We start from the raw sequence: 21400 nt of genomic DNA, 5'->3' as shown, positions 1-21400 counted from the left end.
TCCGCCCAACTCACCTTGCGTAAGTTAGGCAGACACCCACTGATGCGGTAACAGTTGCCCGATCTCACTGGCCCGTTGCGTCGGCAACCGCGTCAGTACATCTTTGAGATAGGCATATGGATCATGCCCACTCATGCGCGCCGATTGGATCAGGCTCATGATTGCAGCTGCTCGTTTGCCGCTGCGCAACGACCCGGCAAATAACCAGTTCGAGCGCCCGAGTGCCCATGGCCGTATCTGGTTTTCAACTTGGTTGTTGTCGATGGGCACAGCACCATCGTCCAGGTAGCGCGTCAGCGCTACCCAGCGTTTCAGGCTGTAGTCGAGGGCTTTGGCCGTGGCTGATCCGTTGGGCACCAGGTCGCGCTGGGCCAACATCCAGTCATGCAATTTTTTACTGATCGGTACCGCCATTTCCTGACGTATTCGCCAGCGATCTTCATCACTCATGTCCCGCGCCTGGCGTTCCACCTCGTACAGGCCGCTGATCGAGTGCAACGCCTGTTCGGCTAGCTGACTTTTGTTCGCCACATGCAGATCGAAAAACTTGCGACGGGCGTGGGCCATGCAGCCGATCTCAGTGATGCCTTGCTCAAAACCAGCTTTATAACCAGCGAAGTCATCGCAAACCAGCTTGCCGTTCCAGTCGCCCAGGAAGTTACGCGCGTGTTCGCCAGCACGGCTTGGGCTGAAGTCGTAGACCACCGCCTTGAGCGCCGAAAACGGCGTCGTGCTGTAGGCCCAGACATAGGCTCGGTGGGTTTTCTTCTCGCCCGGCGCAAGCATTTGCACCGGCGTTTCATCAGCGTGAATCACGCCCTGGTTCAGAACGGCTTCACGCAGTGCATCGACCAGCGGCTGGAGCCGCACACCGGTTTGTCCGACCCACTGGGCCAGGGTCGAACGAGCGATTGCCAGCCCCGCGCGGCCAAAGATTTTCTCCTGCCGGTACAGCGGCAAGTGGTCGGCAAACTTCGCCACCATCACGTGGGCCAACAAGCCTGCGGTCGGGATACCTTTGTCGATAACCTGCGCCGGCACCGGCGCCTGCATCAGTATCTCGCACTGACGGCAGGCCCATTTGCCACGCACATGTTGCTCGACAGTGAACACGCCCGGCGTGTAATCCAGCTTCTCGCTGACGTCTTCGCCGATGCGCTGAAGTTGGCAGCCACAGGCGCACTGAGTGTCTTCGGGTTCGTGACGAATCACTGTGCGTGGAAACTGCGGCGGCAATGGCGCACGTTTCGGAGATTGCCGTGGCTCGGCTTGTGGCGAAGCTGGAAGGAGCTGTTTCAGTTCTGCTGCGATAGCTTCAAGGTCTGTGTCGAGCAGGTCGTCCAGCAAGCTGCCTTGCGCCGGGCTGATTTGCTCGCTGCGCTTAGCAAACTTGTGGCGCTTGAGCAGGGCGATTTCGAACTTGAACTGTTCGATGAGGATTTCATCGTTCTGGATCTTCCTGCTCATCGCCTCGACTTGGGACTGCAACTGCAGCGCCTGTGCCGCTAAGGCACGGAGCTGTTCCGGGGTCATCTGGTCGAGGTTGGGCGAGAAAGTCATGCCGCCGATTGTGCCAGAGCAGGCCCGAAACGACGACAAGCAGACCGGTCAAATGGCCGGCGATTACAGCATGCTGATCACGCCACCCGTACCGACTCGCTGCCACGGCAAACCCAGTACCAACGCCTGGAGTTGTTCGCTGTCGAGTTCGACCTCGCAGCCGTGGCGAATTCCGGGCCAGTGAAACTTGCCTTGGTTCAGTCGCCGCGCCGCAAGCCAGACGCCCACGCCATCGTGCACCAGTACTTTCATCCGGTTAGCCCGACGATTGGCGAACAGATAGGCGCAGTGCGGCTTCGCCGCACCGAACACTGCGATCACCCGGGCTAATGCGGTTTCGGTGCCGGCGCGCATATCCATCGGCTCGGTGGCCAGCCAGATTGCATCGATGCGGATCATTGAGCGACAGCCCGGATAAATTGCGCGCAGCCCTCGGGATCTGAGGTTGGCCATTTCACTGTGATCACTTGGCCGGCCATGGGCAACTCGATGATCACTGACGCTTCGGCTGGCCGTTTAGGTACGGCTTTTAGCGGGACGAATGCCGGTAGTGAAGTCGCTGCGGGCTGGTCTCGATAGAGCGGCATCCATTTTCGGATGACGTTGGCATTGATGCCGTGGCTGATGGCGACACTTGAGACAGTGGCCCCAGGTTGCAGGCATTCCTGAACGACTTGGGCTTTGAACGGTTTCGGATAAGAGCTTCGTTGGCGCATGGAAATCCTGGCGATAAGGGCGATCGCGTCCGCTTAAAAATACGCGGACACCATCGCCCTTAAAGCTGGAGTTCGGAAGGTGAGTTCGCCGGACGGTTACGTTCATGCCTCAGACGAACAGGCTGCAAAGGCAGGCGACACCTTGGGACAACCTTTTAGTATCCGGAAAATCTCAAATGAGGTGGGTACAAAAAATTGGATGTCGGCTTAGCCAATGCTGCCCGGCTTGAGGGATTACTCCCCGGCATTTCTCAGCTGCGCATCGAAGACCAGCACCGAAACCACCGGTCGCTAGAGATGCCGGCAAGCGCATAAATCCGGACGATTCTCTGACTCGTCCGGATTGTCTTTGCGACAAATTCGAAAGGGTAGCAACCAGGCAATCCGCAAGGGTGGGCGGATTTGCAAGTATCACGGGCGCAAAAATCTTCGCGCTGGCATGTAATTGTTCAGGCATTCCAAGGTGTGCTGTTCAGCTCGACCATTACCGAAGGCCATGTTTAGTACGGTATCGAACTTTTTGGCATTCGTGGTTGTTTCCTTGCCGTAGGCCACCTTTGAAGTAATGTGCCCATGGCCGAAAATGCCGATCGCCTTTACCAGCAATGACTCCAAGCACTCCACTCGTTGATACAGGATAGCTTTGGCGAGCTCACAGTCAGACTCATAGACAGCGCTGAGAAAATTCTTGTCCCCAGTGGTCAGGGTGAAATTTTTGCTTTGCGAGTGCAGATTTTCAGCGTGGAGGGTGAGCTGCAGCTCACCGTCATGAACGCCATCAAGGACCATCAGTTGCTCAAGTAGATCGATATTCTCTTGAGCGGCGCCCAGCTTTTGACATGAGTCGACCATCTGGCATAGCCGATCAAACGCTGACGGGTTCCCCAGCCGCTTATCCAGACACTTGCCTGGATTGTTCAGGTATAGGGAAAACGGCGCCTCGCCAAGCACATAGCAGTCCGCAAAGCTGCAATTGAGCACTGTCAACGCTTCATCGACGAGATCGCATTGGGCCAGTGCTACCAGGACATCATTGTCAGCGAGCACGATCATTTATGCGATAAGGTTCCGAAGCAGGTGCTCGCTGTCCGGATCCAATCCGTCCGCCAAATTGCCGAGCGCACGTCCACGAACCACATCCTGGTCAGGAGTCTGCCCCGAGATCTCTTTCACAGCACTCACGCAGAGAGGGAAGAGCTTGGGAGCGTTGTGGGCAACGTTCAGCACAGCATGGGTCGGATCAATTTGACGCTCCCTTCCAAATCGGATGGCAGTATCAGCAAGCGGCCGAGCCTTCATCAACCCAGGTAGCGCCAGCCGGGTATCCGCGTTACCAGTCAGCAACTCGATGGCAAATCGGTCGGCTTCAATTTCCTGATGATTCCGCCCTTCTTCAGACTCATGGTTCTTGATCTCATCGTCAACGATTGCACCATTTTCTGAGAGGTGCCCCAATGCGATATGACCCAGTTCATGAGCAAGGTGGAACAACAGGAACCCCTGTTTTCGAACGTTCGACAGTACGATGGAAGGCCTGCCTTTAATAGACATGGCGATGCCATCCATCTTCTTACGTCCAAGCAGCGGAGAAGCCAAATGGAGGACAGGAATCCCACTGGCCCAGCACAGATCCAGAATCTGCGTCAGGCCAACCCATGAGGCACCGCTGGCGAGTATGCTTGCGCGAATTTGCGCTGCGCTCGCAGGAAGCGGTGAATAGTCTCCGTCCATCGCATTCAAAGCAATTCGGGAAGCGCTCTTCGCTAACGCAACTGCTACCGCAACGTCGTCTTCCGAGGTCTTGGCAGAGAGCTTGAACCGCTTCTCGTTAGGCAGATCGAAAGCCACCCTAGGGGGATTCTCGCTGAATGCCCTTATCTGAAGGCTCAACGCCTTGGCCAGGTAGATTTTGGCTCGCTGAGCTGCCCCGGGAGTCGCCTCAATTTCAGCCGACCACCACTCAGGCATAAGACTCGCCAGATTTCTCTTGGACAGGCCATAGCTGTGGAGGGCGGAATAGATGCTTTGAATGTCAGTCATGATCAGCCCTCCTTGGGTGAACGTGCGGATGAAATGATGGCGGTTAGACGGCCCAATTGGTTTGGGAAGTCACCTACATGATCAAAATGATAGCATTCCGATCCGTATTCCCATAGGGGATTGCCTGAAGGAGGCATGAATGCCGCACTCGATCAAATCTCATTTGGAAGCAAACCTTCCTATCTGGAGGATTGGACAGCACGCTCAGGCATAAAGCTCCCGTCGCTCTCAGGCCTACTGATCAGGCATCACTTCGGCTTGGTCGGTGAGCGCACCTTCTCCACATGCTTGCCGAAGTTTCTTACCAAATCACTAGCAGATGCCTTGGGAGGGATCGCTGCTCGTGGCGATTGAGGCAGTTTTGAAGCACACGCTCCTTCGTCTAAAAGACCCTCAAGCGCTCGGACCTCCTGTGGAGTGAGCGCTGAATCGATAACCTGGTTCCGAACGTTCTCTGCCCGCTTCGTATCAATTGGGCTCACCACGCTGGGCTTGAATTCTTCGGGGATAACAAAAGGGCACATGAGGTCAGCATGATTCCTTAAACTTCCTTGACTGATAGTCAGTTTCTGTAAATCTTCGACCATGCGAGCGCTGACTGTATAATGACTTGAGCGATAGGCATCGTATAAATCAACCATTCGAATCCTATCTCTACCGGCATTGAAGCTATGCATATAGGCATGCTTGAGCAGCTGGATTACCAGCCGCTTGAGCCCGGCAGTAGATCTGTACAGCTCAGCCGCAAACTCACCAAGGTCTGCATCCACTCGGTCACCGCTGACCCGGATGCATTCTCCCACGTAGTCGAGCCAATCCTGGCTTGTAGGATCATCTGGCAGCATGATGCGAGGCTCAGCCAATAGACGCTGCGTGTCCTCACTGTTTCGGTCCTTAAGCTTATGAATCAAGCTGTAGTTCGAAACGAAAATCAATGGCATCCCGATATTGGTTGAATTGATCAAGATGTCCGTAACTTTGGAAGCGCCTTCACCAGTTGAAACAAACTGCATTTCGTCCAGGACAGCTAATGATACGCCATTGCGATTGGCGATGCCCCGACATGCGTCTAATAGCTCTGTCACGGTCGCATAACTAGCTTTACGGCGATCTTGTCCGCTAGCCACCAGATAATCTAGAAGGATCTGTTTTCCGCTAGATTTCCCCCGTGCGCTTGCATACCAAAACGAATTGAGCTCGACTACCCCTTGGAATAGATCACAGGACAAATCAACCGGAGGCGGTAGGGCACTAAGCAAAGCCTGGATTGTCCTGCTTTTCCCGACACCCGCCAGGCCTGTAAAACAGATAGGAAAATTTTCACTCATGGGCGGCGCAAAGATTCTGGTGTTATAAGTAACTTGGTCGGAAAAAATCTCACTGTGATGCAGGTTAGCTAAACCGATCATTTCATGAATAAAGTCGAGGGAAAACTGGGTCGGCAGGTAAATTTTCTTCAGCTGGTTGGAGAGCACATTCGCCCCAAGCTGGCGATAACGTTGTAAATCGTCTACCGGTTGAGGGCGTACAGTGATCCGGTCACGGATACCTTCTCTATCGAGGTAACCAAGAAAACGTGAATCGATCGTGGGGTTCATTTTTTTGCTCCCCTGAAAATATTATAGGCTTCCATGGCTTGTTTATAATTTGCTCCTTTTGGAGCCGCTCCAGATTTTGTCTGCCCACCATGCCACTCCAAACCAACTGCCTCTTCATGCCTATCCATAAAGTATTGACCTCGCGCAGCCGCTTGGCGACGGTGAGCAGAATAGCCGTCTTGACGCAACTTATCGATTTGCTGCAATTCGTTCAGCGTTATATCCTCAAGGCCCGACGCAGAGCGGACTGTGCGAATAACATCTAATTGATAAAGGTGACCTTTGATATCCACCCAAATATGACGAACACACATTGTCAGGACATAAGCATCGGATTCAATTACGCCGTATCTGGCAACGGAGTCAAACAGCCCGGTATATACCAGTTCGTTCGATCTATATTTACGCCCATATAAATATACGGCATCTTTACGTATAGTCACTGGATGCTTTACCAAAAAACTTCTCACAGCGGTATCAAAGTGCATTGTGACTGCCGAGTTTCTACCAAGTGCGGCCCAATAGCTGAAAGCCCCGTGAGGTGTGGGCGGTACGCCAGCGAGGACTAGTTCATCCTCGAGATTGATTTTTCCTAAAGAATGATTATCCTTTACTGCTCGAAGAATCTCTCGCTTGGCCATCTGAACAAAATTATGATCGCTATGGTGATGTGCGGGCTTACCTTTAATTTTCTTTTTCTTAGGATGCGAGGACTCGATCGTTGCTTTCGATTGGCCAGAAAAAGTTGGCGTCAATTCTACCGATTTTAACCAATTAACATTTGGACCGGATTCGAACATGGCAGCAGGACCCCGATCGAACACTATGCCGCTACAAAGCCCCTCACTGATCCACTCATCTGCATCGATGGTCAGCCCAAAAAGCTCACAATACCTCACCTTGCCTATGGCCATGCAGAATAGGGTCGCCATATATGCGGCCATGTTCTCTTTACCCTCTGAGAAACCCGTGCCCAAAATATAACCAGACATGCCGCAGCGTGCTCGAACTACACAATAGCTGTCCACAGCACAACCTTCAGTGAGCCCTTGAAGCTTCTCATTAATGTAATAGCCATCGAACTCAACGCGCTGATACACATTTAAAAGCTTTTCGTCGAACTTACCTATAGAACCAGAAATTTCACGTGCGCCGTGTTCGCCCTTAAGTGCTATATTCAGCTGTTTAGGATCAATTTGCTTTTTGACCCAATAAATGAATTGATTAAATGAGGGGAAGGGCTCGCCTTGGGGATGAGAGATTTCGTAGTTGTCTGGACCGATTTTTTTAGATTTGCACCCAAATTCGCTTTTTAGCACGTCGCTGTAGATTTCATTCTGCGTTAGGCTGGAATCATTCGAATTCAAAAATCCTTTAAGGATTTTCCCTTTCATTGCCTCATTGCAATGGTACCCATGGCGACTACCGTGGGCTGAGGGACGTCCTAACTTAGTTTTCCGTTCAGGTGTATCTCGGTTGTGCCGGCCGTTACTAAGAAAGTTCGGGACCAAAGCCCATCTATTTTGGCCGTACATAAGATAAGTATAAAACCACGCTCGGAGCCTCGCAGGGGCCTGCTTTAGCTTTTTCGCTTCGCGGTTAATCTCGACGTCCGGGTTTTCTTCGGCAAGAACCTTATCTCGGCGCAAAATAAGGTCAGAGATCATTTCGAAACGATGATTTACATACGATTCATAACTCTTTTTCTTTGAAACTCTTTTTTGCTCTAAATACCATACTGGCTTACCCTCGATAGCCTCAAGCCAAGGGGGCAGTGTAGCGGGAAGCCCATCTTCCACTAGCCATCCATTTTCCAGGGCCTCTTCGAACTCGAATTGTCTCAAAGTAATCAGTCGTGCCTCAGGCCGTTGATTCTCATAGAAGAATTCAACCAAATGCACGCGACTGCGCATACCGTCACTGATAAGAAAATGGTAAGTCCGCCCAACCTTGAGACATTGGAATCCCTCGGGGGCTAAGATTTTAGACCCCGGACTCATCCCTGAAAATCCTCGAACAGGTAGTTGAATTGATCGAGCAGATCTGGCCCGTCCGTGTTGAGCGGATGATCTATCAAAATAGGTTTGTTGAAGTCGACAACAATTCGCCGCTCCCAGATGTCTTGATAGATCTTTGCGATGAAGTGACTAGAATTCCCCCAGCGCCTGCCGTAGCGGATTGCCAGGTAGTTCAGGGGATCTCCAGCACGTACAGCTGCTTGGACTGCGCAAGCGAAATCCTCCAACAGTGTTTGATCTAGGGATACCGGCAGGCCGTGCATATTGAATAGAAGGTCGAGGTTCGCTTCGACTGCTGCAGGAATCTCGTCCTTAGCGACCTCAATGGTCTGGATACCGGCACTGGCGTAATACAAGCGCTCCAAGCGGCCTCGGAGCTGTGCATGCTCGCGGTCTTTTTTCCGCTGGACAGGTGTCTTGGGCGACCTAGCCCTGCGTTCAGCAAAAGCCTGTCGGGTATCCTTGACGGTCCAGTTGATGGCGTAGGCGCGGCCTTGATCGTTCTCCAGGTACAGTAAAAGGTCACCTAAATATGGGTACGGCTGTCTAATGCGCTCTCCCCACTCATCGGTGACGATGATGGCGTGATGCTTGAAGCCAATTTCTGCCGCGATGTAAACGGTGCCACGTAGAGGTGGGAGAAGCTGCCCCTTCGTCTGTGGATGACCTTGCAATGGATGAGGAGCATCTACAGGCCACAGCATCTTCTGTTCATGGAGTTCAAATAGGTTGGGGTGGTGAAGCGCAAGCTGTGTGAACACCCTCTCCGGCGCCGAGAGCGCGTGTACTGTTCGGATCAGCTTGTGGCTATACAGCCTGGAAGCACGAGACCCTCGGGGTGCTTCTCGCGGCACAGCCAAACTAGATGGAACGTAAAAATCGCCCCATTGGAACCCGGCTTGACGTTTCATGATGACGTCAAATCTGTCCTTTTCTTTCATCCTAGCCTTCCAATTTCACGGTGTTCGCTAAGCCCACCCGTCTGGGGATAACTTAACGGGCATCAGCAAACCCCTTGTCCTGCGGGGGTTCCAGGCATGATCCGATTGTGGATAACGCCTACTTTCCTGTGGACGAGCGAATACGTGCGGGACTTGACGTCCTGCAGCTATGGATAGACAATGGAAAAGTCAGCGGTCAATTCTGACTTATCCACAGAGGCCCAAGGTCGCACTTGGGCCTTTGTCTATTGACTGATAACGCTTTGCTTTATCCTGCGTTCATTCAAATTCCTTTCTGTGCACATCGTAGCGGGAAGCAGTCACCGCTGACCCACTTCAGCTTTTTCCTGAACCTCCCGCATGCACCCTGATTAAGCGAGGGTACGCGCTGGAGTCGTTTCGCTTGAAACAGAATATGTTACTGCCGAAAAAAACAACCTGGCAATATATTTGAGCTCTAAACTTTAATTTTCTGTAACGTCAGGAAAGGTTACCCGACACCGCTGACGGACTGGTCTAAACCCATCTAAGGCCCGAACTAGAGCGGCCAGATGCACATAATTAACCTTTAACGGTTAACAGTTCGCGAGCGACAAAACCGTTAATTGTAAAATTTACCTTTGAAATTTCCAATCATTATTTTCTGCACCTAAATGCCAGAGCTATCGTGTTGCTCAAGCCTAGGAGCAGCTCATGAAACCAATAATTCGCCCGCCTCCATTTCTCAACTGGCTAGATGATGAGACATTCTTTAGCATAGTGAGTCGCCAACATGTGTTTTTGCGTAATCGATCAGCGATAGACACGCTAGCGCAACTTTTCGAAACCAAACCAACCCACTATACGCATGATTTTCCAAGCAACTTAATAAGTTTGGTTTCAGATGCTAAAATAGCGTGGGGGAGTGCTGAGAAGATTATTTCTGACCGTACGATCATCCCCCTATTCTTTCCGTTCCAATCGGAACGCTGCCAAGAAGCTATTGTGGCTTCACTGTCTGGCTCGAAGCTGGGGTCCATTAAGTACAAAATTGGACTGGTTGCTGGACGCTTTGGAGGTGAACATCCGTTACGGGCGTGCCTGGATTGCTTAATTGATGATCGTATTACCTACGGTATGTCGTACTGGCATCTATCGCATCAATATCCGGGAGTTTTAATATGCCCCAAGCACGGTTGCCTGCTGAGAGAATCAACGACCAACCGGCAGTGGAGTAGGCAGTTCAAATGGGCGGTGCCGAGTGAAGATGAACTGATAGAGCCTGCTTGGCCCCCGGTGAGGGATAACGTCAAATCCGTGATCGTAGACTTGGGAAACGCAGCACGTTCATTAGCTGAATATGGAAAACATAGCAAGTTCGATTCCTCTATTGTCGCCCAAGTCTACAAGACTACCGTGGATTCCTTCGGATCTGAGAGAGCCGAGTCATCGCACGAATTTTCAGAATTTTGCGTACATCTTCGTCAATTTTGGCCGTTTTTCTCTTTGCCATCATCTTCCCAAGAGGCGGCTGCCTATATGGACGAGATGCTCCGCCGCCCTCGTCGACACTCGCATCCACTTAAGCACCTAATCCTGATCCAGTGGCTCTTCGGAGGCTTTGAAGAGTTTATAAACGCATACAGAAACAGACTTTCTAAGTTCGATGAATTGGTTTGCAACAGTTTTCCTACGGCCGAAAATGATATTACTGATCGTCGAGAGAAAGATAATCTCTTCGTAGCTACCGGAAAACCAAAACCCAAAAAAATGTTTACTGCCCTTAAAAACCTTATACTCGCGGAGCTACAACAAGGGGTTGAGAACCACAATATTTCGACTAAATTCGGGATTTCAATATCTACCATAAATAGACTTCTTCGCACCAATCCTCGTACAAAAAAAGTGAGGTCTGACGTTCGCTTTTGTGAATTGCGCGAAAAGCATTGCACAATATGGCAATCGACTGTTAGAAATAATCCAGATTTTGGGGCTAAACGAATTCGGTCGTTGCTTCCAAACTCTTATGCATGGCTTTACAGGAATGATAGAGGCTGGCTAGCGGAACAGTGTTCCCGCTTGCCTAAAGAGCGGTTCAAACCAAGACAACTAGATTGGGCTATGCGTGATGAGCAACTCTGTGTGTCGATCGAGCGGGTGATCCGTAAGCTCGCCCCTGGCTATTCGAAAGAGGAAATTTTTCTTCGTATCCCTCGATTAAGTGCAGCTCTTGAAAAACGAGCTCGGTATCCTAAGGCAAGGAAACTTCTCCATGGTATCTAGCCAATGCCCTTTGCTGGCCACTAGCCAATAATCGTCATCGACCCGAAGCGGTCTCTCGCGAAGGGCAGCAATCTGCCAGAAGAAGCCGCTCGGGCTCGGACGTGTCTACAGAACTAGGGGCGACCCAGGTCAACAATCAAGAATGCGACTGCGACTTCCCTGTGATCTACGCGATAGGTTGCGACATACCCACTCGCCTCGTAATTCGGGGGTCCCAGAGGCTCGCAGTCAAGGTAGATCAGACCTGAAGGAGCCTCGTGCTCGAGCATTTCACCAACATACTTGAAGAGAGGATTTAGCTCCTTCGCGTACGAGTAAATGACGTGGAAATAGAGGTCACAGACTCCGTATGACACAAGCTTGTCGAAGTGCTTCTTGATGTTGGTGCGATCAAGTCCGGTGCAGACCAGCGCTTCGATTATCGATATTTCCTGACCGGACACCCGGATCACTGCATCCCTTTCGCCGGGATTACCGTTTGCCGTTGCTCCTCCGAGCGATTGGTCAGCCACATCCCATTTAGTCACTGCGAGCAAAGCTCCTAGCACCTCTCGCATGGCGGTGTTGAGGTCATCCTCAAACCTTGCCAAGTTCATGGAGTCTTTCCGCTCGCGGAGCATCGCCGCCATATGTTGAAGCGCGGCAACGGCACGTGAAACTTGCCCTATGAGATAGCCTCGAACCCCGCCGCCAGGGGGACCAAGTATGTCTCCAATCTGGGAAGGCAGAAGCACAGTCAGCTGTTGCAAGGCAGCCCGGATAGAGGAAATCGAATCGAGGACGACCGATGCCGAAGCGATACTGGGCGCGGAGTCTCCAGCTTGAAGGTCGTTCTTGAGCGCGATTAGTCGGTCATCAGTTCCGAACTCGGAGATGGCTGTGTCTAAAATCGCCATTGCCTCGTCACGGAAGCCCAGCTCGTACTTTGAAAGTACGGCTATGAGTTCGAGTTCTGGGCTTCGCCTCTCCCGACGACGAGTCGCCACGCTCTCTAAAGCATCCTCCGGCTTTTGCAATGCCATCATGAGCAGCGCGCGGTTGGCTAGCAGACTACTGCTGACTGAGCTCTCGCCCACAGCGACCTCAGCATTGATTTCCGCTAGGAGGCCTTGGCCGGTCACACGATCTGCACCACTCAACGGATGCAGGGTGGGTCCCACAAGCTGCTGAATGGCAACCGCAAAGACGTTTTCCTTGTATGCGGGAGGCGCACCAGGGCGCGCCGCCAGGCGCTCTAGAGCGACTCGGGCAGCTGCCAAATTGCCGTCTGGGCGCAGCAGTTGGGAGGTTGCCCTGTAAAATTCCAGTTTGTCTTGCGCCTGTTGTGCCGTGAGCCGATCCAGTGCCAAAGGGGCAACAGCTCCATCAAGTGCAGCCCAGTTCTTCTCCTTTAGAAACAGTCGAAGCTCGAGGGCAAAAAGCTCAAGCCGGAACTCAGATGGTGCGCGATCTAAGTCCTGCTCAGCCTCATCCAAGTGCTCACGGGCAAGCGCATATTCGCCAGCGACCAACAAAGACTCGATGCGGTGCTGCAGCTCGGGCCATGTCCAAAACGCGGATGCCTCTTCTGGCTTAAGCTGGCGTAACCTCGCTCGGATGCCGGGCTTTGCCGCCGCAGGTAGGTGCTGGCAAAGCTCGGCAAGTAACACCGGATCGTCTGACAGAGCAAGCGCCTGCAGCATGGCTTCCTGGTGATTGCCGTTTAGCTGTCGCCATGCGGCAGCGAGATCTTCTGCCGGCGAGGCCTCTTCACGTTTGAGTAAAGGGCCTGGCCTATACCTGTCTGTGAGGGCTCCGACGCGCCCTTTCTGGTCATGCTCAATAACACTGCGCGAAATGAGCACTTGGAGTGCGTCACAGAGCTCCGGCGGTACCGTCTCGCCGTCCCAGCCAGCAACGGCGCGTGCGAGCAACCGCACGTGCACTCGTAGAGTTCTGGCAATCGAATAACGCAAGGATGGCCTTTCTTCGACCGGCGTGTTTCGCAGTAGCTGTGCGCTATCGAATGGGGTTAGCAATGCATCTCTATAAGACGCGGTGTGAGCGAATGCAGCCGTGACGAGATGAACGGCCAGATTTGCGGAGAGACTGGCTGCGTCGGTCCATTCTAAGTGCATGTCGCGCGCAAACTTTGAATAAAGCCCCACGACTGGGAAAGCGTCGCTAATCGGCGCGCTCGAAAGGTAGTTCAGCCCGTCGAGCACTGCTGCAAAGCATGCTCTAGGCACGTTGTCTGTGTAGTCGGCCTGATCTACGAGGTGCTGCAGCACTGCAGACTGGAGGTCTTTGCTTTGCCTTGAGGCCACCTTGAGAAGCTGCCGCCCAACGGGTCTCCTCGCGTCTGCAATGGCTCTTTTGCTGTAAGTGTCGCTCGCATAGCACCAAGTCACCAAAGATGCGTATTCCGCAAGATCAAGCGTGCCCTCAGACAAGTGATAAGCCAAAAGCGATAGCGCGTCTTGAACCGCAAATGCCTTAGTTTGAGCTTCACGACTCAGGTTGCGATCACTACTCCGTGTGGATTTCGGACGCCACTCAATAGCCAGTTTGGCTGCTAGGCAGCCCGTGCGCTGATGCATCAGCATGTCTACCAATAGCACTGGTACGGACCTGACTCGGAATAGCAAGTGCTGCAATGCCATCGGATGGGCGGCAGCAAACGATAGGACCGTCGTCGCTGCAGCCATGATGGTAGGCCCGATGTCAGTTTTCTCAAGCTCGGAGCAGAGCAGAGCAAATGCAAAGCTGGCTGTATTAGAGCCGAGCCGTTCCATTATCAGATGTTCGACGTCGGGGCGCATCATCCAGTCAACTCTAGATACTAGAGTGCGGGGAGGTGCTACCTCCGGAGCTCCGGCATTCCGCATTTGGTCCAGCGGAATCGCAAACGTATTTTTGAGCAATGCTGCGTAGCGTTCGGCATCGTTGTCCCACGTACCCCAAAGGGTCTGGCGTTCCAATGCGCGGTGAGCTGCCTCACGGCTGTACCGCATCTCAGTGGGTCCCCAGCCACTGTCCCAGCTACCGTAATAGCCGAGGACGTCACACCATACAGACCACTCCAAAAAGGCTCTATCGACAGTTTCGGCATCCGCATCTAGCAAAGCGAGCGCATCGCAGGCCTCGCGTTCGACAGGGGGCGCTGCGTCAGCTGTGCTGACGCCATCGTCCGCGGAATGCTGCTGGGGCTTCGGGCACAGTCGCTCCCACAGCCGGCCTGCAAGCCAGTCCGGATCTTTGGTTGGTATATGAACTGGAAGCCCGCAATCAGCCAATATCCTGTCTGCAAGCGCTTTAGCATGGGGAGGGGGTGTATCAGACCTCGCAACAAGCTGGAGTTCGCCGAGCCCCGTCAGCAAGTTCTCCGTGCTTGGGCTCGGATAGGTAATGTGCGAGCGCGTGCCTAGAGGCGCGCTCTGCATAATCCAGCGACCGCCGTCGAAGGACACCCAACCGTTATTCTTGAGATCGTCGAACGTCGGGCCGCTGTCTGCAGCGCGACGCTTCGATTCGTCCCAAGACTTGGCAACATCCTCAGCGCCTCCCCGATACTCCAACCGGTAGTGCTGACATAAGTCGAGAATACTTAGCTCGTCGATTATGTCTTCCGGCCCAGCAATGGGGCGCTGATAACTCGACTTGGGCAGCCAGCGCCCGAACATCTGCCTCAACTCTTGGCGCATCTGCAGCGGTGCCCACATACCTTCCGGCGGATGCACCTCTTCGAATCCGGTCACGACTCTTCCTCCATGTGGTCCCGGCCACGAATGGTACTGTACGAAGCCGTGGTATCACGAAAAATGGCGTGGCCAATCGCACGCCCGGCTAAATCGACCGTGTTTCCCTTGAGAGTTTGTAGTCGTGTGACTATGCCTATAGATAATGAATCGCACAGCCAGAATCCAACGGATGCTTTAGGCCGTAATGTCCCGACTCGACCGGCAGCCTCTGCCGGTATGTAGCCTTTTGGCGAAGGGCCGATATGGTTCGCTTGCGGTCCTAGGGGAACGACTGCTTTCGACCCAAAGCTGCCCTTGGTGGAGGGTAGCGATCCGCCATTATCCACCTTTCATGACCGGCTGTCCCGCCACGCCTACTGGCGCATTCTGAATCGCGTCCCGACCATTTGCCGCCATACGAACCCTGCGTCGACTATGAACGGCGATAGTGTCACATGGCCTTGTTTTGTGTTCTTCCGCGCCTTAGGCTGCGTCTTGTAGTGCGCTTTTGTGATGCTGATGAGACAAGGGGTTGGCGAAGAAAAAGCCTTGGCATGAACGAACTGCCATGCTGAATGCTACCTCCTACTATTAGGTCAAATAAAAAGGAGCAAGCATGCTTGAATCAATTGAGCCAATGGATGCATACAACAAGAATATCAATATATTGATCGGGTCAGGTGCTTCAGCAGATTTGTTTCCAACCCTTGCGCTAGAAATAAAAAATGCCAAGGGCGAGAAAGAGACGATTGAAACGCTCGCTACCAAGTTTGAATATTGGCCTGAAAAGCGGACCGCCTTGTTCATGCATTATTATAATACTTGCATCTTTCCAGTGCAGGTTTTTAAGCCAGACTCTATCACCTCTAACGAATGCAAGATTAATCTTGAAAATTATGAGATATTTTTGACGACGCTTTTGGGGCTGTTGGATAGGCGCAAGGATCTTAACCGGAAAATCAACATTTTCACGACCAATTACGACGGATGTCTTGCCTACACTGCTGACAAAATTATAATGAAAGGTGCACATGATTTTGTGGTCAATGATGGCACGTCTGGTTTCCACAGAAAGCACTTGCATCCCAAGAACTTTAGTACCTTCCAGTGTCAGACTGGGATATTTGAGAGAACCAACTACGGAATACCTCAACTCAATATCATCCATCTCCATGGCTCGGTCTACTGGTCAAAGTGTGGTGATAAAATTGAAGTTAAGTACGCCAGCGACTTCAGCAACCTTTTGTCTAAGCAAGCTATTGGCAAGATCAACAAATTTTCTACCTTCCTTGGCACAAGAGGTGGCCTGAGCGCCGATATTCCATCTGTGCCGTTCAGTCGCCAGCAGATGGACAATTTCTGGCGCGACTATAACAAGCTACCCATCGTGAATCCCACTAAGTGGAAGTTCCACGAGACAGTATTTGAAGAACACTACTATCAGATGCTCAGACTTTTGAGCTACGAACTTGAGAAGCCAAACTCCATACTCATCACCTTTGGCTTTTCGTTTGCTGATGAACATATTTTGAAGATTGTCCAGCGTTCCTTGTCAAATCCGCAGCTACAAACGTTCATTTGTTGCTATAGTCGTGATAGTGCCGAAAGAATGAGAGAGGAATTCAAGCTCTGGAAGAATGTCAAGGTGATTGGGCCGCCTGATGGGGTGAGGTTAGACTTCACAAACTTTAATAAGTACATCTTTTCGCTCAAACCCGAAAAGTATGAGTATCCAATTGAAGTTGAGGGTGAGCTATGAGCGTCGTCGTAGGTGAAGTAATTGCAGTCACCGGCGTCCGAATCTCCCTTCGTATCTTTGAAGACTCCAGCCAGGAAACCATTTTCTATGATGGCGTTAAGTACAGAGGTGTTTCACTCAGAGAACATTTATCCATTCAGCGCGGATTCATAGACATCGTCTGCCTTGTAGAAGGTGAGCACTTGGACGAGAAAAAGCTTGAGGCTGACGCTGAGAAAACGTTGTACATCAGAAAGATTGATGTTCGCCCTATTGGCTACATCGTGGATGACACATTCTTTGAGGGCGTAAAGTACATGCCGATGATCAGGGACAAGGCATCCCTGCTCAGTGAGCCCATGGTGGGTAAGATCTACGGTGTCGAGGGTAAGACCAATTTTTCCATCGGTTCCATGCTCAAGGAAAATGTGCCTATCAACTTGCCCTGGGCACGCATCTTTAACAGCCATCTTGGGATTTTTGGGAATACGGGTAGCGGAAAGTCCAACACATTGGCAAAACTATACACAAGCCTTTTCAATGAGAAATTCCAGGCTCTCAAGAATAAAAGTCAGTTCGTAATAATTGACTTCAATGGTGAATACACCGAAGACCAGATTCTGCCTGCAAAAGATAAGAAAATAACTATTCTGGATTCAAAGAAGGGCAAGCACAAGTTTAAGATCGAAGCTGTTCACTTTTGGGATGTTGAAACGCTTAGTCTGCTCTTTCAGGCCACAACCAATACCCAGCAACCATTCCTTCGTCGCGTGCTGTCTGGGAAGAAAAATTCAAAGATGTTCCACTTAAGGACTATGTTGCGAAAGTCTTTGAGAAGGCCTTTAGCACAGGTGAGGCCAAGTCAGACGCATTAGACTTGGGCAGGGAAATTGCGAAAATTATTGAGTGCGCTCCCTTGCAGGGGTATTTAAAAGGGATCGTTTACTTCAATAAAGACAAGTTCTTCAGGCACAACAACGGCACTTATTATAATTCAAATGGTGCGGGCTTTGAAAACAACATTAGACCTATCATTAATGAGTATCTAAAGCTTGATGAAATCGATCAATTCAACGAACTAATCTTAAGGTGTTATCTTCAGCTCTGTTCAGATGTCGTCTTTGGCTATGCCCAATACGAGCACATTCAGCCGGTTCTTGCAAGAGCAAAATCTTCCATCACGGCTCTTCGCAATGTTCTTGAAGTCGTGAATGTTCCACCGCCCCCGCATCTCTTGCATGTCATTTCACTCAAAAGGTGCAAAAACGAAATCAAGAAAATCTTGCCGTTGCTCATCGCTAAGAATTTCTACACGAATCATAAAGACTCAGAGAGCCTGAAGAGTCCGCCAAGCAGGACTCTTCACATCATCATTGACGAAGCTCACAACATCCTCTCAGAGCAGTCCACGCGTGAGCATGAGATCTGGAAGGACTATCGGCTAGAACTGTTTGAAGAAATCATCAAAGAGGGGCGCAAGTACGGAGTCTATCTGACTCTTTCCAGTCAGCGACCAGCCGACATCTCGCCCACCATCGTTTCGCAGATTCACAATTTTTTCATCCACCGGCTGGTGAACGAACGCGACCTTATGCTCCTGGACAATACCATCAGCACATTAGATTCCAGTTTCAAGGCTCTGATTCCGACTCTTGCTAAAGGCTGCTGCGTGGTCACGGGGACGGCATTCGACCTACCCATGATCTTGAAGATCGATCCGCTGCTGAAGGAGCATCGGCCCAGCAGTGATGACGTGGACCTTGAAGAGCTTTGGGCATTGCCTCCCGAGTAGGAAGCCTATGAACACCGACCATAGAGGGAACGGATATATTTCCTCTGCTCTAAACGTCCGCTATGGGTCGGCTAGCGCCTCTCGGCCGAGCTGACCATCCTTGTCCCCCTCACATGGAGGACAAGCCATGAATACCATTTCGACCAGCAGTCATCAGCCTTGGTCGGGCAAAAAGCTCCGCTCCGACTGAAAGATATATGGGCCATTCGGGTAAGGCTTCAAATCGCGGAGCAAACTCGTGATTTAGCTCTTTTCGATCTGGCCATCGACAGCAAGCTACGAGCCTGCGACTTGACCAAGCTTCGCGTACGCGACGTCGCTCATGGGGAGCACGTGTCATCGCGAGCGATAGTGATGCAGCAGAAAACCCAGAGGCCCGTGCAATTTGAGATTACAGAGCAAACGCGGCTGGCCCTACAGGCCTGGATACATCAAGACCATCTCCACAGCGAGGATTGTCTTTTTCCAAGCCGGCTACACGCCTCAGCGCATCTCTCCACCCGGCAGTACGCCCGAATCGTCAAAGCGTGGATAAAAGCTATTGGCCTTGATCCAGCCATGTACGGCACGCACACAATGAGACGTACAAAGGCATCGCTGATCTATCGCAGGACAAAGAACCTGAGGGCAGTTCAGCTCCTGCTCGGCCATACAAAGCTTGAAAGCACGGTGCGATACCTTGGAATTGAGGTCGATGACGCATTGGAAATGGCGGAGCAGACGGAGGTCTGAAAGCGTATAGCGACTGTCGAGGTATGACCGTCGCTATCCGACCCAAAGCAGCCATTGCCGCTCACTGACGCTTCGGTGACGTAGAGCGGTTCTAACCATATCTACGATACCCAGCACGCCAGTGCAAAGCGGGTATGTTTGTAAATCGTACGCTAGTAAATTTTGCTAGTTTCCAAGAGTAGTTGGTGATGCCAGCTTCGCTCGCAATGATAAAAAGCCACTGGATCGTATGACATCGATCCAGTGGCTTTTCCTGCTCTTCATGCTGGTCGAAGAATTATTCCCCGAGAGCTTCCCGTGCATCACGAATCAGCCGACGCTGCTTCCTGACAACGTTGATCGGGCCTGGTATACCTTTACGCAGCAAGTCGCCGGCAACTTTATTGAAGGCGTTAGTAGTGTTCTCACAGCCGTCGATATAAGCCGCTGCCCGATCCAGAGCTTGATCTAAGACAGGATTACTGACTTGCTGAGATTGACCGGTCTTTTTCATGATCATTTTGCTCCAAAGTTTCAAAATACTTGGAAATCAGCTCAATAAAAGCAATGGGCTCTAGACGCTTATCCGCTGACAGTAGCTTGACCTGCCAATCAGGAGGAGCACTAATCTTCAATTTTTTATCAAAAAGTATAAAAGCAGTCTTAGTCTTGGGGAATAAGATCACTTTATTTTTTGCAGATGCTGGCAGAGGAAAATTTTTTGAGGTTAATTGAAATTTGTAATTACGAGAATGAAGCAATTCCTTTACGCGCTTAAACGTTTCGGACGTATTAGGCTCTAATCCAGCGGCCATGATCGCTTTGACACGATCTAGGGGATCAACAAAAGCCTCAGCCGCCTTACGTGCTTTTGCTACCTTGGAGAAGTCAATAACGTTGCTCATGGTGACAGTCCCGTTATTCAGCTGGCCTAGCGAAAACTTCGTCATGGCGCTGGCAATGACCAGCAGTCTTTCGATGATCTATCCGACCCAACGTAAGCTTCAGCTCGTTCCAAGCTAGCTCGCAGGGAATCAGCGATACGTTTTCCTTATATAGTTCAATGGGCTGCACGTCAATGAAGTCATAATGCCATTACCGCTTCACGAGTCTGACTCGTACCGCTGGAGACAAAAGACCGCTTCTGGCCGCTAGCTGTCAGTGGTGAAGGGCAGCTTTGGGTCGGAAGCTGTCACTCGCGAACGGCAGATTTCGACCCATTGCTGCCCTTCAGGAAGGGCAGCTAACGGCCAAGAGCGGTCTTTCGCAGTAGGATAAATTGGCGAAATAGTACGGTCTCACAGTCGCTAGGTGCTTGATGCTGCAGGTCTTTGGAAAATTGGGGCCGACTCAGTCGATCTAGGTAACCATGTCGACCAGACAGCGCCGGCAACGGTCGCCATTAAGAAGCGGCTATTGCTCGCGGATCGCCTGGAGCAGAGCCGGAGTTTCAAAGCCCAGGGCGAGCAAATTGATGGCTCGAATCCAGGGGAGCCGAACGGAGAAGCATTTTTCTGTCATCATTGCGTATGTGCTACGTAGTGCTTCCAGTACTCGGAGGGCTTAGGAGTAAGAAAATGGCTGGCTCAAATTTATCGCTCACCCACGCCCAAGCGACCACTGGGTTAAGAGCTGCTTTGCGAATCATCGAAGCATGGCGAGCAACCGACTCCCAAGCATGCCGCATTTTGCGCATTTGCCCCGCCACCCGTCACCGCGTCATACAGGAACGCACGGCCATTGTTCGCCTCGACCGGGACCAACAGCAGAGAGTCAGCTTGGTGCTGAATATCCATGCTTCCCTGCGCAGCGTGTTCACCAACCAGGACAACGTTCAGGGTTTCGCTAGGATGCGCAACGAAAATCCCTTTTTCGGTGGCCGCACACCGCTTGAGGTGATGGCTCAAGGCAATCTCATCTCGCTGTATGAAACCTATCTACGGATTGATCATCTCAAGCGAGCCAGCTAAGCCGGTCGCTCTGGCTGATTGATCACTGATTCGCCAGCTAATCAGCGGGAATTTGGGGAGTGGCCAGCCCGAGAGCTTTCGCTTGTGCTGGCTGTACAGGAATGGCCGGAAGCGGCTTCACCGTAATGCTACAAAGTCGTTGTCCCTTACCTTTGGGATGGGGGAAATTGCAACACGGATAGATTTTAGGACGCCGTCTTGTGTAGCCATCGTGACTACGGTCTAGCTCGCTTTGCGAGGATGGGTAGGGACAAAACCAACGCCCGATTCCGTAAAGGTAGTCCTCTTCGACATAGTGAGCAGAATTCATCCCGCCAGCCTGGTAGGTAGACCAC

Annotated in this window: 16 protein-coding genes and 1 pseudogene; 7 read left to right on the top strand and 10 right to left on the bottom strand. The window is 51.7% G+C overall.

Annotated features, from left to right (window positions below):
- Positions 1–24: 24 nt before the first annotated feature.
- The 8 genes from J3B00_RS02390 to J3B00_RS02355 form a co-directional block, all read right to left on the bottom strand.
- Entirely contained in the window at positions 25–1560 is a 1536-nt protein-coding gene (locus J3B00_RS02390; protein WP_209863109.1) for an IS66 family transposase, read from the bottom strand.
- Positions 1561–1623: 63 nt separating this feature from the next.
- The gene (gene tnpB / locus J3B00_RS26505; protein ID WP_232893846.1) at positions 1624–1959 is read right to left on the bottom strand and encodes an IS66 family insertion sequence element accessory protein TnpB; all 336 of its coding nucleotides are present in this window, start codon (positions 1957–1959) and stop codon (positions 1624–1626) included.
- Positions 1956–2276: a transposase gene (locus J3B00_RS02380; protein ID WP_034111071.1), complete on the bottom strand. Its 321-nt coding sequence runs from the start codon at positions 2274–2276 to the stop codon at positions 1956–1958. The genes tnpB and J3B00_RS02380 overlap by 4 nt, the downstream gene beginning before the upstream one ends.
- A 411-nt stretch (positions 2277–2687) precedes the next feature.
- Positions 2688–3329 carry a hypothetical protein gene (locus J3B00_RS02375; protein ID WP_209863106.1) on the bottom strand — a complete coding sequence of 214 codons (642 nt, stop codon included), beginning with the start codon at positions 3327–3329 and terminating at the stop codon, positions 2688–2690.
- Positions 3330–4316, bottom strand: a complete 987-nt coding sequence (locus J3B00_RS02370; protein WP_209863104.1) for an ImmA/IrrE family metallo-endopeptidase — start codon at positions 4314–4316, stop codon at positions 3330–3332. It lies immediately after the preceding gene.
- A gap of 248 nt (positions 4317–4564) precedes the next feature.
- Positions 4565–5914 (bottom strand): AAA family ATPase, encoded by a 1350-nt coding sequence (locus J3B00_RS02365; RefSeq protein WP_245362472.1) that lies wholly within the window; start codon positions 5912–5914, stop codon positions 4565–4567.
- Positions 5911–7827, bottom strand: a complete 1917-nt coding sequence (locus J3B00_RS02360) for a transposase (RefSeq protein ID WP_209863100.1) — start codon at positions 7825–7827, stop codon at positions 5911–5913. The genes J3B00_RS02365 and J3B00_RS02360 overlap by 4 nt, the downstream gene beginning before the upstream one ends.
- Before the next feature lie 83 nt (positions 7828–7910).
- Entirely contained in the window at positions 7911–8873 is a 963-nt protein-coding gene (locus J3B00_RS02355; protein ID WP_245362471.1) for a hypothetical protein, read from the bottom strand.
- A gap of 693 nt (positions 8874–9566) precedes the next feature.
- On the opposite strand from J3B00_RS02355, the gene J3B00_RS02350 reads away from it, so the two are divergent.
- Positions 9567–11135, top strand: a complete 1569-nt coding sequence (locus J3B00_RS02350) for a TnsD family Tn7-like transposition protein (RefSeq protein ID WP_209863097.1) — start codon at positions 9567–9569, stop codon at positions 11133–11135.
- 113 nt (positions 11136–11248) lie between these two features.
- Here J3B00_RS02350 and J3B00_RS02345 read toward each other — a convergent pair whose 3' ends face one another.
- Complete coding sequence (locus J3B00_RS02345) at positions 11249–14872, bottom strand: hypothetical protein (protein ID WP_209863094.1); 3624 nt, start codon at positions 14870–14872, stop codon at positions 11249–11251.
- A 598-nt stretch (positions 14873–15470) separates the two neighbouring features.
- Here J3B00_RS02345 and J3B00_RS02340 point away from each other — a divergent pair.
- The 5 genes and pseudogenes from J3B00_RS02340 to J3B00_RS02320 all read left to right on the top strand — a co-directional run bounded on the left by J3B00_RS02340 (position 15471) and on the right by J3B00_RS02320 (position 19567).
- Positions 15471–16613, top strand: a complete 1143-nt coding sequence (locus tag J3B00_RS02340; protein ID WP_209863090.1) for an SIR2 family protein — start codon at positions 15471–15473, stop codon at positions 16611–16613.
- Complete coding sequence (locus J3B00_RS02335) at positions 16610–17467, top strand: DUF87 domain-containing protein (protein ID WP_209863087.1); 858 nt, start codon at positions 16610–16612, stop codon at positions 17465–17467. The genes J3B00_RS02340 and J3B00_RS02335 overlap by 4 nt, the downstream gene beginning before the upstream one ends.
- Before the next feature lie 2 nt (positions 17468–17469).
- Positions 17470–18384: an ATP-binding protein gene (locus J3B00_RS26500; RefSeq protein WP_245362470.1), complete on the top strand. Its 915-nt coding sequence runs from the start codon at positions 17470–17472 to the stop codon at positions 18382–18384.
- Between the two features lie 127 nt (positions 18385–18511).
- A pseudogene (locus tag J3B00_RS02325) lies at positions 18512–19116 on the top strand (tyrosine-type recombinase/integrase).
- Positions 19117–19345: 229 nt separating this feature from the next.
- The gene (locus tag J3B00_RS02320) at positions 19346–19567 is read left to right on the top strand and encodes a hypothetical protein (RefSeq protein ID WP_209863085.1); all 222 of its coding nucleotides are present in this window, start codon (positions 19346–19348) and stop codon (positions 19565–19567) included.
- Between the two features lie 7 nt (positions 19568–19574).
- Here the strand turns inward: J3B00_RS02320 and J3B00_RS02315 are convergent, their stop codons facing one another.
- Positions 19575–20000, bottom strand: a complete 426-nt coding sequence (locus J3B00_RS02315; protein WP_209863082.1) for a hypothetical protein — start codon at positions 19998–20000, stop codon at positions 19575–19577.
- Between the two features lie 672 nt (positions 20001–20672).
- Here J3B00_RS02315 and J3B00_RS02310 point away from each other — a divergent pair.
- The gene (locus J3B00_RS02310; protein WP_209863079.1) at positions 20673–21065 is read left to right on the top strand and encodes an antitoxin Xre-like helix-turn-helix domain-containing protein; all 393 of its coding nucleotides are present in this window, start codon (positions 20673–20675) and stop codon (positions 21063–21065) included.
- Positions 21066–21400: the final 335 nt, after the last annotated feature.

The sequence above is a fragment of the Pseudomonas sp. BP8 genome (assembly GCF_017875955.1).
GTDB lineage: Bacteria > Pseudomonadota > Gammaproteobacteria > Pseudomonadales > Pseudomonadaceae > Aquipseudomonas.
Note: the sequence above shows the minus strand (reverse complement) of the source record. Positions and strands in the feature narration are given on the sequence as shown.

Coding starts and splice junctions, on each gene's coding strand:
- J3B00_RS02310 (WP_209863079.1), top strand. CDS start 20,673: ATGGCTGGCTCAAATTTATCGCTCACCCACGCCCAAGCGACCACTGGG.
- J3B00_RS02335 (WP_209863087.1), top strand. CDS start 16,610: ATGAGCGTCGTCGTAGGTGAAGTAATTGCAGTCACCGGCGTCCGAATC.
- J3B00_RS02350 (WP_209863097.1), top strand. CDS start 9,567: ATGAAACCAATAATTCGCCCGCCTCCATTTCTCAACTGGCTAGATGAT.
- tnpB (WP_232893846.1), bottom strand. CDS start 1,959: ATGATCCGCATCGATGCAATCTGGCTGGCCACCGAGCCGATGGATATG.
- J3B00_RS02380 (WP_034111071.1), bottom strand. CDS start 2,276: ATGCGCCAACGAAGCTCTTATCCGAAACCGTTCAAAGCCCAAGTCGTT.
- J3B00_RS02390 (WP_209863109.1), bottom strand. CDS start 1,560: ATGACTTTCTCGCCCAACCTCGACCAGATGACCCCGGAACAGCTCCGT.
- J3B00_RS02315 (WP_209863082.1), bottom strand. CDS start 20,000: ATGAGCAACGTTATTGACTTCTCCAAGGTAGCAAAAGCACGTAAGGCG.
- J3B00_RS02340 (WP_209863090.1), top strand. CDS start 15,471: ATGCTTGAATCAATTGAGCCAATGGATGCATACAACAAGAATATCAAT.
- J3B00_RS02320 (WP_209863085.1), top strand. CDS start 19,346: ATGACATCGATCCAGTGGCTTTTCCTGCTCTTCATGCTGGTCGAAGAA.
- J3B00_RS02360 (WP_209863100.1), bottom strand. CDS start 7,827: ATGCGCAGTCGCGTGCATTTGGTTGAATTCTTCTATGAGAATCAACGG.
- J3B00_RS02365 (WP_245362472.1), bottom strand. CDS start 5,914: ATGAACCCCACGATCGATTCACGTTTTCTTGGTTACCTCGATAGAGAA.
- J3B00_RS02355 (WP_245362471.1), bottom strand. CDS start 8,873: ATGAAAGAAAAGGACAGATTTGACGTCATCATGAAACGTCAAGCCGGG.
- J3B00_RS02375 (WP_209863106.1), bottom strand. CDS start 3,329: ATGATCGTGCTCGCTGACAATGATGTCCTGGTAGCACTGGCCCAATGC.
- J3B00_RS02370 (WP_209863104.1), bottom strand. CDS start 4,316: ATGACTGACATTCAAAGCATCTATTCCGCCCTCCACAGCTATGGCCTG.